Origin of the sequence: Halorubrum sp. ASP1, from assembly GCF_005435135.1 — an archaeon.
Lineage (GTDB): Archaea > Halobacteriota > Halobacteria > Halobacteriales > Haloferacaceae > Halorubrum > Halorubrum tropicale.
This window is the reverse complement of record NZ_SGUA01000001.1, coordinates 316,488-330,749: the sequence shown is the minus strand read 5'-3', so window position 1 is coordinate 330,749 and position 14,262 is coordinate 316,488. Positions and strand designations below refer to the sequence as shown.

Here is a 14,262-nt window from a genome sequence, read left to right as displayed (position 1 = left end):
AAACCGTTAATCCCCCTCGGGCGAGTGTTCCCGGTATGGCTCCTCGCTGGACGTGCGGCATCGGCGACTGCGACGCCGCCTTCGACGACGTGGAGGCGGCGATCGTCCACCAGACGAACGACCACCAGCGCCACGAGTGCAAGGTGTGCGGCACGATCGTTCCGGACGGCTACTTCGCGATCCGCCACGCGTTCGACGAGCACACCCGCGCCGAGTTCGTCCGCGCGTACGACGCCGACTCCGCGGCGGTCCGGCGCCGCGAGGAGATCAAAGGCGAGATCGAGGCCGCCGCGGACCTCCAGCGCGTCGTCGAGGAACTCGACCGGAACGTCTGAGGCGGATCTGTCGTCCCCGAGCTACAGCACCCGCTTCCCGAACGCGCTCGCCGCGAGCTCCGTCGCCAGCTCCGCCGTCTCGTTGTGCTGGTCCAGCGTCGGGTTCACCTCGACGATCTCCATCGAGCGGAGCGCGTCCGTCTCGTCGACGATCTCCATCGCGCTGTGCGCCTCGCGGTAGGTGACGCCCCCGCGGACGGGCGTCCCGACGCCGGGCGCGGCGTTCGGGTCGAGCCAGTCGAGATCGAGGCTGACGTGGATCCCGTCGACGCCGGCCGAGGCGACGTCGAGCGCCTCCTCCGTGACCTCGGTTATCCCCCGCTCGTCGATGTCGGACATCGTGTACGCGGCGAAGTCGCGCTCGCGGATGAGCTCCGCCTCCGCGCCGTCGACCGACCGCAGCCCGACGAGGGCGACGTTCTCCGGCGAGAGCCCCGGCGCGGTCGCCCACTCGGCGTCCGCGAACTCGCCGATCCCGAGGGCGGCCGCCAGCGGCATCCCGTGGACGTTGCCCGACGGCGTCGTCGCGGGCGTGTTGAGGTCGGCGTGCGCGTCGAACCACACGGCGCCGATGTCCGCGTCGCGCGCGGAGCCGGCGAGGCTCCCGATGGCGATCGAGTGGTCGCCGCCGAGCGCGAGCGGCACGTCGCCGGCGTCGAGCGTCGCGGCGACCTCGTCGCCGAGCTCCCGGCACACGTCGGCGGTCTCGCGGAGGAACTTCGCCTCCCCGACGCTGGGCGCGTCCGCGTCCGGGTCGCGCTCCTCCGCCCGCGGGACGGGGAGGTCGCCCGCGTCGACCGCCTCGACGCCGGCGCCGGCGAGCTGGTCCGCGAGCCCGCCGTACCGGATCGCCGACGGTCCCATGTCGACCCCGCGTCGGTTCGCCCCGTAGTCGGTCGGCGCGCCGATAATCCTGACCGTGGTCATACCGGGTACGCGACGCCGCGGCGCTTGAATGGTGGGGATCGACGCGGCTGCGGCCCGCGAGGGCGGCGGAGAGCGCCCGGTTCGCCTCGCCGGATCGGACACCGTTTTGCGCCCGGGCCGCCACGGGGCGGTCATGGGCAGTTCCGATCCCTACTCGGTCGAGCCCGGCGACATCGAGCCGATCGGCGCGACCATCGCGGTCGCGTTCACCGGCGCGGCGATCGGGCTCGTCGGCGCCGCGGTGTCGTTCGTCGCCGTCGACTTCGGGCTCGCGCTGATCGGCGTCGGCGTGGTCGTCGCGCTGTCGAGCCCGCTCGCGTACGTGCGCATGAAGCGGCTGCGCGGGGAGTAGCCCCGGAACGCGCAGCGCCGGCTGTACCCGGCCGTCGAGGCGGTTTCACACGATCATTTATAAGCGAATTCCATCGCATTTAAGCGGGGGCGTCGTGTATTCGAGACCATGTCATCGATCGAGCTCACGTCGAGCCAGAAGAGCATCCTCACGGCCCTCATCAACCTGTACGGGGAACAGGAAGACGCCGTCAAAGGCGAGGCGATCGCCGAGGAAGTCGACCGCAATCCCGGGACGATCCGGAACCAGATGCAGAGCCTCAAGGCCCTCCAACTCGTCGAGGGCGTCCCCGGTCCGAAGGGCGGCTACAAGCCCACCTCGAACGCCTACGAGGCGCTCGACATCCAGCGCATGGACGAGCCGGCCGACGTCCCGATCTCCCACGAGGGCGAGCAGGTCGAGGGGACCAACGTCGACGGGATCGACCTCTCCAGCGTCCACCACCCCGAGCTGTGCCGCGCCGAGATCCACGTCCAGGGCTCGGTCCGCGACTTCCACGAGGGGGACAGCGTCACCGTCGGCCCGACGCCGCTCTCGAAGCTCGTCATCGACGGCACCGTCGACGGCAAAGACGACACCGCGAACATTCTCATCCTGCGGATCGACGACATGCGGGCGCCCGACGAGCCGGCCGAACACTGATCTAGAAGCGGGACTCGTCTACCGGTTCGAAAAATCCTCGGAGAGCGCGGACTGATTTGCCGACGAAAGGCGTCGCCCGCGCTTACATGTCGCCGAACGCGCTGACGCCGCGGCTCGCGGAGGAGACCTTGGCGATCCAGCGCGTGGCGATGGCCTTCTTCAGCAGCTTCGCGGGCTTGCCGCCGAACGTCTTGATCGGCATGCCCACCACGTCGTGGGCGACCGCCTCCTCGCCGACGGAGACGACGGTGCCCTTGTCCTCGTGGGTCCACGAGCGGAGCGGCGCGCCCCGGGCGGCGCGCGCGAGGTTGGCGCCGGCGACCTCGGCGGCCTGCCAGGCGGCCTGCGCGGTCGGCGGGGCCACGTCGTCCTCGCCCTGCTCGACGAGGGCGGTGTCGCCGATGGCGAACACGCGGTCGTCGCTGGTGGCGAAGTCGGAACCGGCGTGGACGCGGTTCGAGCGGTCGTCCTTGTCGACCTCGACGTGCTCCAACTCGGGCTGGCCCGTAATTCCGCCGGTCCAGATCAGCACGTCGTAGCCCAGCTCCTCGGGCTCTTCGTCCTCGCCGCCGCCGAGGTAGACAGCCTCCTCGTCGGCCTCCGAGATGAAGTCGCCGGTGAGGATGTTGATGTCGGCGTCCTCGAGCCGCTGGCGGAGCGCGCCCTGGATCTGCGGGTCGTTACCGGGGAAGACCTCGTCGAGCCCCTCGACGAGCTTGATATCGAGCGGCGCGCGGTGCTTGTCGCGGTACTCGGCGATCTCGCCGGCCGTCTGGATGCCGGAGAGGCCGGCGCCGCCGACGATGACCTGCGCGGGGTCGGAGCGGGTCGCGTCCGCGGCCGCCTCGCGCACGTCCTCGTGGATCGCCTTCGCGTCGTCGAGTCCCTTCAGCTGGCGGGCGTTCTCCTTCAAGCCCTCGATGCCGAAGAACGCGGTCGTGGAGCCGACCGCGAGGAGGAGGTAGTCGTAGTCGACGGTCGTGCCGTCGTCGGTCTCGACGACGCGCTCGTCGGTGTCGACGTCGACGACCCGGCCCTGAACGAAGTCGGACTCGGGCGACTTGATCTCGTCGACGGGGATCGTGATCTTGTCCTCGACGGCGGGGTTGCGGATCGCGCGGTGGACCTCGTGTAAAACGAGGTGGTAGTCGTGTTCCGAGATCCACGTGAGATCGGCCTCGCCCTCGCCGACCTCGTCTTCGAACGCCTTGACCGCCCCTGCGCCGGCGTATCCCGAGCCGACGACCACGACCTGTGTACTCATGCCTGCCGCTCCGCGGCGCGCGGGTAAAGTCGCTTTGGAACGGTCGCGATCGGCGGTCCGGCCCGCGGCGGGACGGCGCGTTACAGCGAGAGCCCGGCGTGCCAGCGGTCGGCGCCCGCCTCCCGCTTGACCTCGTCCATGCGCGCGAGCAACTTCACCGCGAGGCTCGCCGTCTCGGCCGCGCGCGACTCGCCCTCCGTCCGGAACTCGCCGGTGACGCGGTTGGCGTAGACGGAGCAGACCGCGCCCGCACGGAGCCCGTACACGTTCGCGATCGTCAGGATCGCCGACGCCTCCATCTCGATGTTCTTCACGTTCGCGTCCCGGAGCTCCGCGACGAGTTCGTCCGAGCCGGCGGCCTCGAACCCGTCGAATCCGGGGCGCCCCTGCCCGGCGTAGAAGGAGTCGGCGCTCATCGTCACGCCGGTGTGGTAGTCGTGGCCCAGCCGCTCGGCGGCCGCGACGAGCGCGGAGACGACCTCGCCGTCCGCGGCAGCGGGGTAGTCCTCGCGCACGTACTCGTCGCTCGTCCCCTCCTGTCGGACGGCCCCGGTCGTGATGACGAGGTCGCCCACGTCCATCTCCGGCTGGATCGCGCCGCAGGAGCCGACCCGGATGAACGTGTCGACGCCGACGCGCGCCAGCTCCTCGACGGCGATGGCGGCCGACGGCGAGCCGATGCCGGTGGAGGTCACCGAGATGGGCGCGCCGTCGTAGGTGCCGGTCGCGGTGCGGTACTCGCGGTGGCGCGCGACCTCCTCGTGGCCGTCCCACAGCCCGGTGATCTTGTCGACTCGCTCGGGGTTGCCGGGGAGGAGGACGGCGTCCGCGACGTCCTCGGGCGCGGCCTCGACGTGGTAACCGGCCTCGTCGTTCGGGTCCTCGCTGTCGTCGGTCATGTCTCCGCCCTTCGTCGAGCCGTTTAAAAGTAGTTCCGTCTCGGTCGGTCGCGTTAAGTTAGAGGATGAGGCGCTCGACTTCAGAGTGCTTATGGCCGAAATCGAACGCCTCAGCGAACGTATCACGTGGATCGACTTTTCGTTTGTGGAGCGAGATCGAACGCCACGCTGGGCGATTGAAGTAGGGATCCGCAGTCACTTGGCCGGTATATCACTGCGCGAGGTAAGTAAGCATCTTGAACTGTTTGGAATCAGTCGAAGTCACGTCGCGATCCACAACTGGGTTCATAAGGCCGATCTACAGCCGATCTCGACCGTCTCCGAGGATCAACTCGCGGTTGACGAAAAGATGATCCGCCTCCACGGCCAGAAGTTCTGGCTGTACGCCGCGGTTGATCCACAGACGAACGAGATCCTTCACTTGAGCCTCTATCCGACCGCAAATAAACAGACAACGCGATGGTTTCTCACCGAGCTACACCGGCGCTATCAGCTGAATAACGTCGAGTTCCTCGTCGATGACGCAGACTATCTTGGATCAGTTCTTGCTGAAGACGGGTATCGATTTCAAATCATTCGACATGGAAATCGGAATGCTATCGAACGTGTCTTTTGGGAGATAGAACGACGAACATCATCATTTGCGAATAGTTTCAGCAATGTCGCGCTAGAGACAGCTCGAAACTGGCTCGAAACCTTCGCAGTCTACCACAATTCACGCCAAACTTAACGCGAGCTCTCGGTCGCCCGCCGGCGTCACTCCCGGCTGGCGTCGTCGAGCGTCCCCTCGCTGATCGTGTTCGGGAGGAGTTCGCCCAGCGTGTACTCGGTCACGGCGTCGCCGCCCTCGTCGCAGGCGACGACGAGGTCGTCGGCCGCGAACTCGGCGAGCGTCTGCCGGCACATCCCGCAGGGCGTGACGCCGTCGCGGACGCCCGACGAGACCGCGATCCGGTCGAACTCGCGGTGGCCGTTCTTCACCGCCTCCGCGAGCGCGACCTCCTCGGCGTGGAGGCTGTTGGAGTAGTTGGCGTTCTCGATGTTACAGCCGGTGAACACGGTGCCGTCAGCGGTCCGCAGCGCGGCGCCGACGCGGTACTCGGAGTACGGGACGTGGGCGGCGTCCAAGGCCTCGCGCGCCGCGGCGATCAGGTCGTCCATACCGGCGCGTGACGCGGCGGGCCGATAACTGTACTGTGTCGCGGTCGGGGGCGGGCCCGCGGTCCGGTCAGGCGCGGTCCACCCACGCCGAGAAGCCGCCGTCGATGAGCGTGTCGGCCTGCTGGCGGATGTACTCGCGCTGGGTGTCGACCACGGCCGTCTCGAAGTCGTCGCCGTCGTCGAGGCGGGCGCGGACGCGGTCGCGCTTCCAGCTGGCCGGGGTCGTCCGGTTGGCCACGCGCCACCGGAGCGGCGCGACCCACTCGGCGGCCTCGTCGGCGGCGCAGCCGGCGGTCCGGAGCCCGGCCTCCGCGTGGTCGAGGAGGTCCTCGTACAGCGCGTCCGTGTCCGTGGTGTGCTGGCCGTCCGGACCGATCCACTCCATCTCGGCGTCGAGCCCGTCGGCGACCGCCGCGTAGAAGTTGTCGCGGGCGGTCTCCCAGTCGAGCCCGATGACCGGGTGTTCGCGCTGGGCGAGCGACTGCAGCAGGCCCGCGAACGCCCCCTGGAACGCGATGGAGTCGCGGACCGTGGGCTGGCCGGGGATCGGGCGGAACTCGATGCGCGCGTTCGCCGCCGAGCGGCTCGCCCCCTCGAAGACGGGCCGCACCCACCGCCAGTAGCTGCCGTGTTTGGTCCGGAACGTCGCGAAGTCGTCGTCGAACCGGTCGCTGCCGCCCGGGTCGGGCATCGGGATCAGCGTCTCGTCGGCCGCGATGCGGTCGACCGCGGTCTCGACGTCGCGGAAGTCCCGCGGGAACCGCACCTTGTCCGCGTCGGTGCGGGCGTTGAGGACGGACTCGAACACGTGGACGCGGTTCTCGGTCGCCCCCTCCGCGAGGATCCGCTCGCCGTCCCAGCCGTCGTCGTACAGGTCCGGCGGGAAGAACGGGGAGTTGACGCCGAGCGCGAGCAGGGGGCCGGCGATCCGGAGCGCGTACCGGAAGTGCCGCGGTAGCGTCTCTGCGTGCGCCACCTGGTAGTGCGGCTGGATCGACGTGATGAGGCTCTCGGGCATCACCGTGTCCGCCGCCAGCGACACGCCGGGGGCGGAGAGCTCGACGCGGCTGCCCGCCGACCGCGCGTCGTCGGGTCCGTCCCCGTCCGCCGCGTCGGGGTCCGCGTTCGCCATCGCGTGGTAGCGGACCGCGTCGCTCATGTTGACCGCGACGACGACGCCGTCGACCTCGACGCTGTCGGTGAGGTACCCCTCCGCGGTCTCGCCCGCGGGCGGGATGGTCCAGAGGCCGTCGGAGACGAGCCGCATCCCCTCGACGCCGGCGGTGTTCTCCGCGGCCTCCAGGCGCGCGCGGACCTCGGCGAGCTGCGCTCGGAGCCCGTGGTCGGAGAGCGGCTGCGGGCTCGTACACATCTCGGCGTTGTGGAGCCCGAGCTCCTTCTCGAAGCCCATCAGCTCCAGCAGGCGGCGCGGCACGCGCATCAGCGCGTACTCGCCCGCCCGCGACTCCTCGCTCCACCGCCCGTCGCCGACCGCGTAGAACTCGTACTCGAAGCCGACGATCGACTGGTGGTTGTCGAAGGAGCCGTCGCGGAGCTCCTGTTTGACGATCTCGGCCTCCTCGGCCGCGCGCTCGGCGAACGCCTCGGCGTCGACCGAAAGCGCCTCCCGGACCCCGTCGGCGAGCGCGGACTCGGTGGTCATGCGACCGGGGAAGGAGTCGGCGAGGTAAAAAGGTCACCGGCCGCGAGAGCGTTCGGGTCGAGTTCCCACGACGGCTCCGCCCGGCCCGCGCGCCTACTGGTTCGCCGAGCGCGCGTCGAGCGCGACGGGGATCGAGCGGCTCGCCACGTCGCTCGCGAACGCCTCGCCGTCCGCTTCCAGCAGGTCGAAGGTGTCGTAGTGGACCGGGACGACGAGGTCCGGGGCCATCGCCTCGGCGAGGTCGGCCGCCGCGCGCCGGTCGGCGACGATGCCGCCCCCGCCGATGTTCGCGAGGAAGACGGAGACGTCCAGCTCGGCGAACCCGTCGAGCGCGTCCGAGTCGCCGGGCCAGAAGACGGTGCGGCCCCCGAGCGACAGCAGGTAGCCGCAGCCGAAGCCGGGCGGGTGCGCGACCGAGCCGTCGGCGTCGGCGTTCGGTCCCTCGGGGTCGTTGTGGGCGGGCACGGACCACACCGTGACCTCGCCGACCGGCGTGTCGACGTCGACGCGGTCCTCCTCGCCGACGCGGACCACGTCGTAGTCGGCCGCGAGCGCGTCGATCGGCTCCACGTCGCGGTCGATGCCCGCGGGGTCGACCGCCTCGTAGATGACCACCGTCGCGTCCTCGCTCGCGACCGACCGGATGCCGTCGCTGTCGTAGTGGTGGTCGTGGGTGACGACGACGAGGTCGCCGTCGCGCGCCCAGTAGTCGTCGAGGACGCCGTACCGACCGGGGTCGGTGTAGGCGACCGGCCCCCCGTCCGTCTCCAGCCGCGCCGTCGCGTAGCCGAGCCACTCCACGGTGAGCTCCTCGAATCGGACCGTCATGTCACGGGGTCCGGCCGCGGGCGCCTTGAGGGTGGCTATCGGTCGCGGTCGCCGGCGTCGTCGCCCGCGCCGCGCGTCCCGCCGGCCGCGTCGGGCCCGTCGTCGATCACGACCAGGTCCCACGCCGCGGCGAGCGCGTCGTCCCCGAGCGAGCGCCCCAGCGCGTGCTCGGGGACGAGCGGCATCGGGACCGGGACGTATCCGGCGTCGCGCATCGCCCCGAAGCCGCCGAGCGTCTCGACGACGGCCCCGTCGTCGCCCCGCCGGACCCGGAACCGCTTGTCGTCCGGGTCGCGGCGGTACGCGAACGGGAACGCCTCGTCCGGCGGCGTCCGGAGGCTCTCGACGCCGGCGAGGACCGCGACGGGAGTCCCGTCGACCTCGCAGACGAGCCGCGGGACGACCGGACGGCCCGCCTCGTCGACCGCGGCGGCGTCGACCCCCGAGTCCGCCGTCACCGGGCCGACCGGGGTGTCCGTCTCGCGCCACGCGAACGTCGGGTCGCCGAGCCCCTCGGCGCGAACGCAGGCGTAGCCGCCGCCGGCGACCGGGATCCGGTCCGGACCGAGGTGGAAGGTCCGCCGGCCGTCGCGGCGCGCGGCCAGCAGCGGCGGGTCAGCGAGGAGGTCGCGCACGGCGGCCGCGGTGGCGTCGTCGCGAGCGACGAACAGGACGCTGCGGTTGCGGTCGAGCGCGTGGCCGAGCCGCGAGACGATCACGGTCGGCGTCGCGTCGTCGGGCGCGAGCGGCTCGACCGCGATCCGCTCGTCGCCGCGGGTCGCGACCGCCGGGGGCTCGACGCCGCTCTCCGGGCGGTCGACCGCGAACCCGTCGCCGGCGAGCCGGGCGGCGGCCGCGTCGGTGAGGTCGCGCCGCGTCGCGTCCCCGAACGGGCCTGGCATGGGCGTCACTACGCGCCGAGGGGTCAAGGGGTTTCGCGTGGCGGAACGCCGGGCGCGGTCGCGTCGCCGCCGGCCCGCCGACCGCGGCTCACTCGTCGCCGGCGAGCCGGCGGACCCGCGCGAGCGAATCGGCGTCGCCGACCCCCTTGTCCTCGCGCACGCCGACGAACCGCGGGAACCGGAGGGCGTAGCCGGCCGAGTACGTCGGCGATGTCTGGATCTCCTCGTAGCCGACCTCGACTACCAGTTCGGGGTCGAACGCGACCGTCGTCCCCGTCTCCTCGACGACGTGCGGCGCCAGCCGCTCGGTGAGGTCCGCCAGCGCCTCGTCGGTGATCCCCGTGGCCACCTTGCCGACCGTCGCGTACCCCGCGGGCACGGGGGCGTCGGCGTCGCGGTCGGCCGCGTCACGAGCCGCTGTGTCACGGCCCGCTGCGTCGCTCGCGTCCCCCTCGTCGTCGCGGACGGCGAGGAGGAACGTGCCGAACAGCTCCGCTCGGCGCCCCTCGCCCCACTCGGCGCCGACGACGACGGCGTCGAGCGTCTCCACGTCGGGCTTGCGCTTCAGCCAGTCGCGGCCGCGGTCACCGGGCGTGTACGCCGCCTCCGGGTTCTTCAGCATCACGCCCTCGTGGCCCGCGTCGAGGGCGGTCCGCTCCGCGGCCGCGATCGCGTCGGGGTCGTCCGCGAGCGTGAGCTCCGCGGCCGCGTCCGGCAGGACCCCCCGGAGCCGGTCGTGCCGCTCGCGGAGCGGGCGGTCGAGCAGGTCGTCGCCGGCGGCGTGGAGGCAGTCGAACGCGTGGAGCCGCAGCGAGACCGCCTCGCGCATGCGGTCGACGTCGTGTTTCCGACGGAAGCGGCGCAGCACCTCCTGGAACGGGAGCGGGTCGCCGTCGTCGTCGACCGCGACGACTTCACCGTCGAGGATGACCGGGACGTCGACGCGCTCGGCGACGTGCTCGACGATCTCGGGGAGCGCCTCGGTCACGTCGTCCATGTTCCGCGAGTAGAGCCTCGGGCCGAGCGCCTCGTCGCCGCCGGCCGCGGCGTCGCCGCCGCCCGCTCCGTCGTCGCCTCCGGGGTCGTAGTGGACCTGAACGCGGGCGCCGTCGAACTTCGTCTCGACGGCGACCTCGCCGAAGGCGTCGAGCGCGTCGGTCGCGGTGCCCGCCTGCGCGAGCATCGCCTGGACCGGTCGGCCGACGCGCAGCGACTCCTCGCGGAGCCCCGCGACCCCCTCGTCGCGGGCGCGGACCGCGACCCGGCCGTAGTCGTTCGTCACCTGGAGCGCCCGCTCGACGGCCGCGACCGCGTCGTCGGGCGCGGCGAGTTCCGAACCCGCCTCGTTCGACGACTCCTCGGCGGTCGCGGGCGACGCGAGAAACGCCTCGGCGACCGCGTCGCGGACTGTCCCCTCGCCGACGCCGAGCCGCATCTCGCCGAGGACGAGGCGCGCGAGGAACGCCGCCTCGCTCGGCGAGCAACGCGTGAACAGGCCGAACAGGGCGTCCCGCTTGCGCGACTCGCTTCCCTCCCCGCTCGCGGCCGCGAGGTCGCGCAGCTCCTCGTCGAGCGCGGCCACCGTGAGCGCGTCGCGGCCGCTCCCGAACGCGGCGAGCCCCCGCTGGCCGCCGAGGTCGTACTCGGCCGCGACGGCGCCGATCTCGCCGCGCTCCGCGAGCCGGCCCTCCACGTCGGCGGCCGAGACGTTCTGCCCCGCGGCGCGGGCGATCGCCTCGCGACAGAGCGCGGGCCCGACGTCGAGGGTCCGCGTGTCGTGGGCGGGGAAGACGCGACCGAGGAGGAAGCGGACGACGACCGGGAGGTCGTCGGTCGAGCCGTCGTCCGCGGCGCCGTCGGCGTCCGCGAGCAGGTCGGCGACCGCGAGCGTGGTCTCGATGTCGCCGTCGTTCGCGGCCACCCGTTCCGCCCGTTCGGCCAGCGCGGCGAACTCCATACGCGTCCGGTCGGTGGTCGGGGGGCAAAAGCGGCCCGATGCGCCGTGCGCGGCGGGGCGCGGTGGGCGAGCGGATCCGCGTCGCGGCGGGGGACGCCGGCGGACGGGAGCGGCGGGGAACCGCTTTTCACCTCCGGTCTCGTACGGGCGTTCATGTACGTCCGCGACGCCAAAAACCGTGACGAGGCGTGGTTGTTGGACGCCATCGAGCAGCTGGGGCTCGACGACGTCGCCTTCCGGTCGCGGGACTACGTGATCGCGGTCGACGAGGAGTCCGGCGACCGGGCGGGGTTCGGCCGCCTCCGCCTCCACCGCGGCGACGAGGACGAGGCCAACCGGATCGAGCTCACCGGCATCGGCGTCCTCCCGGAGTGGCGCCGGCGCGGCGTCGGGGCGCACGTCGTCGAGCGCCTCGTCGACACCGCGGCCGCGGACGGGTTCGAGACGGTGTACGTCCTCACCGACCAGCCCGACTACCTCGCGCAGTTCGGGTTCGAGCGCGTCGACACCGACGACCTCCCGCCCGCGCTCTCGGACCGCCTGACGGAGAAGCGGGAGTTCCTCGGGGGCGGGGTCGTCGGCCTCGAACTGGCCGTCGACGCCTTCGAGATGCCGAGTGCCCTCCGGAAGGCGTTCAAAGACGCCGAGCCGACCGGCGACGACGAGCCCGAGGAGTCCGCCGAGGACTTCGGCATCGACCCGGACTCGGCGACGTACAAGTACGACACCGGTCGCTGAGTCGCGATACAACTGCTTTTGAGGTCGCGGTGGCGCGTGCCGGCGAGCGGCCGCCCTCGGCGACCGCGAGGAGCACGCGCGAGGGACGCGGCGACCGTAGGGAGCCGCGAGGCTGGGGAGGCGTGAGGTGCCGTGCGGTGCGGGGGCGGGACTCGAAGCCCCAGTCGCGAGGCCGGCGCACGCGACGCAAGCACCGCAAGGAGTGAGCGAAGCGAACGACTGAGGAGCACAGCGAGCGTGCGCCGGCCTCGCGACCGGGGCTTCGGAGTGGTTCGGTCCGGTAGTGTCGGGTCCGCATCGCCGAGCGACTGGGGCTTCGGCGGTGTTCGCGGTCGTGGTATCGGCGCTCACACCGACGAACGGAACGCCGCAGCGTCGCCACTCCTCGAACGAAACGAAGTATGAATGGCGGACAGGCGGGGTAGCCCGACGTTCCGTCACGGGGTATCCCGATTGCCTCCTCCACCCCGCGACCCGACGAGCGACGGGCGTCCGGCGGTGGGCTGCTCGCTTCCGCGCCTGACCCGGTGTCGCCGACGAACCGCGACGGACCGCTCCTGCGAGCGGGCGCCACGGACCGCTGTCCCCGGCGGACGAGGCTTCCACGTTGGCTCTCGGGGCCCGCGCCGGTCTGACCGGACGTGCCCGCTGTTCGGTCCCCGCTGAAGACTGCCTCACGGGTTACGAGCGGGGCCTAACCGCCCGACCTAGTCCGTTCGACGATATTCGGGTGCGGCATAAGGGCCTTTCGTTCGGCGGGCGCCGTCGAGGCGGGTCAGGGCGGGGCGGGGCGAGCCGTCGCGGAGCCGGGGGCGCGACTACGTCAGCAGGCCACGAGCGTACGCCGCGGCGGCGAGCGGGACGGGGACGGAGAGCGCGACGACGGCGCGCGCGTGCCACACGAGCCAGAGGTGGTCGCGGAACACCGGGCTCGGCTCGACGGCCAGCGCCCAGCTCGCGGCGCTCGCGGTCGTGGCGACGCCGAGGACGACCGCCACGCCCGCGAGCGTTCCGGGGTCGACGTTCCCGCGTTCGACGGAGGCGATGACGACCGCGGACAGCAGCGCGAACAGCGCGATCCCGCCCCAGCCGACGACGCCGGAGGCGTAGTACGTCGCCAGCTGCGACGTGTACTCCGGCCCCGTGATGAGCGCGTACGGCGCGACGAGCGCGACGACGGTGACCACGGCGGCGGCGATCCCGACCCGACGCGAGACGGCGCGGAGGTCCATACCGACCCTCGGGACGGCGCCGCGGTAAAAGGACCGGATCGGTCGCGGCGGGCCGGCGGGGCGGGCCGACGCGACGCGCGATAGAGGAGGGCGGCTCGGTGCGCCCCGTTCCCGTAGGGTTTTGGCTCATCGGCGCCCATCGTATGGCATGACACTCGACGTCGAGCCGCCGGACCCCCCCGAACTCGCCGCCGTCGACCCGAACGAGTACGAGGACGCCGAGGTGGCGGGCGGCGAGTACCGCCGCGACGAGCTCGAGGCGTTCCTGCGCGAGGGCGCGTGGGAGGAGGCGTTCGGGGAGTGGGCCGCCGGCAGCGACATGGACGAAGACGACTGGCGGATCGCCGTCGACCTCGGTCTAGTCTCCCGGTTCGACTTCTTCTGGGACGACTTCGCCGACCGCGTCGGCTACCACGCGCCGGGACTCCCCGAGGACTGGAAGGAGCGCGACCTCCATCCCGACCTCGACTCGTGGGGCACCGTCTCCGCAATCAACGCCGGGCTCACGGAGCTGGGACAGATCGTCTGTGAGACGCTCAAAGAGGAGTACATCGACTGGGAGGCCGACTTCGAGGCGCCGGACGACCTGCCCGACTTCGAGACGTAGCCGGCGGCTCGCGCGGGGTGGCTAAAGCGCGGCAGCACCGGCGGGGAGCGTACGCGGGAGGGCGCCGTCCGGGCAGCCGCGACTACCCGAAGTTCTCGACCTTCGCGGCGTCGGCGTCGCCGCCGGCCGCGTCGACCGCGGTCTCCGCGTCCGCGACGAGGTCGGCGAACCCGTAGACGAACACCGTCTCCCCGGTCGTCCCGGTGAGCACGTCGGCGACGGCGTCGGTCAGGGGCTCGTCCGCGTCGAGGAGGCGGACCGCGGCGCCGCGCTCGCGGAGCGTGTCGATCCGGTCGGCGTGGGCGACGTCGTCGTCGCGGTAGACGACCGCGGCCTCGGCGCCCTCGTCGAGCGCGCGCTCCGCGATGGCGACCGCGGGGCCGACCCCGGGACCCCCCGCGATCACGACGGCGCGGGGCTCGCCGTCGTAGTGCTGGTCGCCGAACGGGCCGGAGAGGGTCATCTCGGTGCCGGCCTCGGCGTCCGAGAGGAACGCCGAGAAGTCGCCGCCCTCGTCGGGGTCGATCCCGACCGTGACCTCGAACGCCTCGCCGACGCGGGGCGACGAGAGGGTGTAGAAGCGGGCGACCGACTCGCCGTCGATCTCGGTGCCGAGCTTCACGAACTGTCCGGGTTCGGCCGTGAACCCCTCGGGCGCGGTGAAGCGGAGGGCGTACGTGTCGGGCCCGACCGACTCGACCGACTCGACCGTCGCTGTCGTGTCCATACTTCGGATCGGCGGGGGAGACACAAAC

The 14,262-nt window shown here is 72.0% G+C and carries 16 protein-coding genes and 1 other RNA gene; 6 read left to right on the top strand and 11 right to left on the bottom strand.

Features of this window, described 5'->3' with window-relative positions:
* Positions 1 to 35 precede the first annotated feature (35 nt).
* Positions 36 to 335 (top strand): DUF7565 family protein, encoded by a 300-nt coding sequence (locus tag EXE48_RS01690; RefSeq protein ID WP_053771534.1) that lies wholly within the window; start codon positions 36 to 38, stop codon positions 333 to 335.
* Between the two features lie 21 nt (positions 336 to 356).
* Here the strand turns inward: EXE48_RS01690 and rocF are convergent, their stop codons facing one another.
* The gene (rocF, locus tag EXE48_RS01685; protein ID WP_121599123.1) at positions 357 to 1,262 is read right to left on the bottom strand and encodes an arginase; all 906 of its coding nucleotides are present in this window, start codon (positions 1,260 to 1,262) and stop codon (positions 357 to 359) included.
* 133 nt (positions 1,263 to 1,395) lie between these two features.
* On the opposite strand from rocF, the gene EXE48_RS01680 reads away from it, so the two are divergent.
* Both EXE48_RS01680 and EXE48_RS01675 read left to right on the top strand, forming a co-directional pair.
* Positions 1,396 to 1,614 (top strand): hypothetical protein, encoded by a 219-nt coding sequence (locus tag EXE48_RS01680; protein WP_053771957.1) that lies wholly within the window; start codon positions 1,396 to 1,398, stop codon positions 1,612 to 1,614.
* 108 nt (positions 1,615 to 1,722) lie between these two features.
* Positions 1,723 to 2,256 (top strand): Rrf2 family transcriptional regulator, encoded by a 534-nt coding sequence (locus EXE48_RS01675; RefSeq protein ID WP_053771536.1) that lies wholly within the window; start codon positions 1,723 to 1,725, stop codon positions 2,254 to 2,256.
* Positions 2,257 to 2,338: 82 nt separating this feature from the next.
* Here EXE48_RS01675 and EXE48_RS01670 read toward each other — a convergent pair whose 3' ends face one another.
* A complete protein-coding gene (locus EXE48_RS01670; RefSeq protein WP_137710637.1) occupies positions 2,339 to 3,520 on the bottom strand; it encodes an NAD(P)/FAD-dependent oxidoreductase in 1,182 nt (393 codons plus the stop codon).
* Between the two features lie 80 nt (positions 3,521 to 3,600).
* Complete coding sequence (locus EXE48_RS01665; RefSeq protein ID WP_053771538.1) at positions 3,601 to 4,419, bottom strand: nucleoside phosphorylase; 819 nt, start codon at positions 4,417 to 4,419, stop codon at positions 3,601 to 3,603.
* Between the two features lie 91 nt (positions 4,420 to 4,510).
* On the opposite strand from EXE48_RS01665, the gene EXE48_RS01660 reads away from it, so the two are divergent.
* Positions 4,511 to 5,149, top strand: coding sequence for an IS6 family transposase (locus EXE48_RS01660; protein WP_137710699.1), 639 nt, complete (start codon positions 4,511 to 4,513; stop codon positions 5,147 to 5,149).
* 26 nt (positions 5,150 to 5,175) lie between these two features.
* On the opposite strand, the gene cdd is transcribed toward EXE48_RS01660, so the two are convergent.
* The 5 genes from cdd to ligA all read right to left on the bottom strand — a co-directional run bounded on the left by cdd (position 5,176) and on the right by ligA (position 10,930).
* On the bottom strand, positions 5,176 to 5,580 hold the full coding sequence (cdd, locus tag EXE48_RS01655; RefSeq protein ID WP_053771539.1) for a cytidine deaminase: 405 nt from the start codon (positions 5,578 to 5,580) through the stop codon (positions 5,176 to 5,178).
* A gap of 67 nt (positions 5,581 to 5,647) precedes the next feature.
* Complete coding sequence (locus tag EXE48_RS01650) at positions 5,648 to 7,243, bottom strand: glutamate-cysteine ligase family protein (protein WP_053771540.1); 1,596 nt, start codon at positions 7,241 to 7,243, stop codon at positions 5,648 to 5,650.
* 93 nt (positions 7,244 to 7,336) lie between these two features.
* Positions 7,337 to 8,071: an MBL fold metallo-hydrolase gene (locus tag EXE48_RS01645; RefSeq protein WP_137710636.1), complete on the bottom strand. Its 735-nt coding sequence runs from the start codon at positions 8,069 to 8,071 to the stop codon at positions 7,337 to 7,339.
* Positions 8,072 to 8,106: 35 nt separating this feature from the next.
* Entirely contained in the window at positions 8,107 to 8,973 is an 867-nt protein-coding gene (locus EXE48_RS01640) for a hypothetical protein (protein WP_137710635.1), read from the bottom strand.
* Positions 8,974 to 9,061: 88 nt separating this feature from the next.
* The gene (gene ligA / locus EXE48_RS01635; RefSeq protein ID WP_137710634.1) at positions 9,062 to 10,930 is read right to left on the bottom strand and encodes an ATP-dependent DNA ligase LigA; all 1,869 of its coding nucleotides are present in this window, start codon (positions 10,928 to 10,930) and stop codon (positions 9,062 to 9,064) included.
* 153 nt (positions 10,931 to 11,083) lie between these two features.
* Here ligA and EXE48_RS01630 point away from each other — a divergent pair, with 153 nt between their 5' ends.
* Positions 11,084 to 11,668, top strand: coding sequence for a GNAT family N-acetyltransferase (locus tag EXE48_RS01630; protein WP_053771544.1), 585 nt, complete (start codon positions 11,084 to 11,086; stop codon positions 11,666 to 11,668).
* Between the two features lie 406 nt (positions 11,669 to 12,074).
* Here EXE48_RS01630 and ffs read toward each other — a convergent pair.
* An RNA gene (gene ffs / locus EXE48_RS01625) (signal recognition particle sRNA) lies at positions 12,075 to 12,386 on the bottom strand.
* 100 nt (positions 12,387 to 12,486) lie between these two features.
* Complete coding sequence (locus tag EXE48_RS01620) at positions 12,487 to 12,900, bottom strand: DUF7548 family protein (protein ID WP_053771545.1); 414 nt, start codon at positions 12,898 to 12,900, stop codon at positions 12,487 to 12,489.
* 148 nt (positions 12,901 to 13,048) lie between these two features.
* Here EXE48_RS01620 and EXE48_RS01615 point away from each other — a divergent pair, with 148 nt between their 5' ends.
* Positions 13,049 to 13,507: a DUF7992 family protein gene (locus EXE48_RS01615; protein ID WP_137710633.1), complete on the top strand. Its 459-nt coding sequence runs from the start codon at positions 13,049 to 13,051 to the stop codon at positions 13,505 to 13,507.
* A gap of 82 nt (positions 13,508 to 13,589) precedes the next feature.
* Here the strand turns inward: EXE48_RS01615 and EXE48_RS01610 are convergent, their stop codons facing one another.
* Complete coding sequence (locus tag EXE48_RS01610; protein WP_137710632.1) at positions 13,590 to 14,234, bottom strand: FAD-dependent oxidoreductase; 645 nt, start codon at positions 14,232 to 14,234, stop codon at positions 13,590 to 13,592.
* Positions 14,235 to 14,262: the final 28 nt, after the last annotated feature.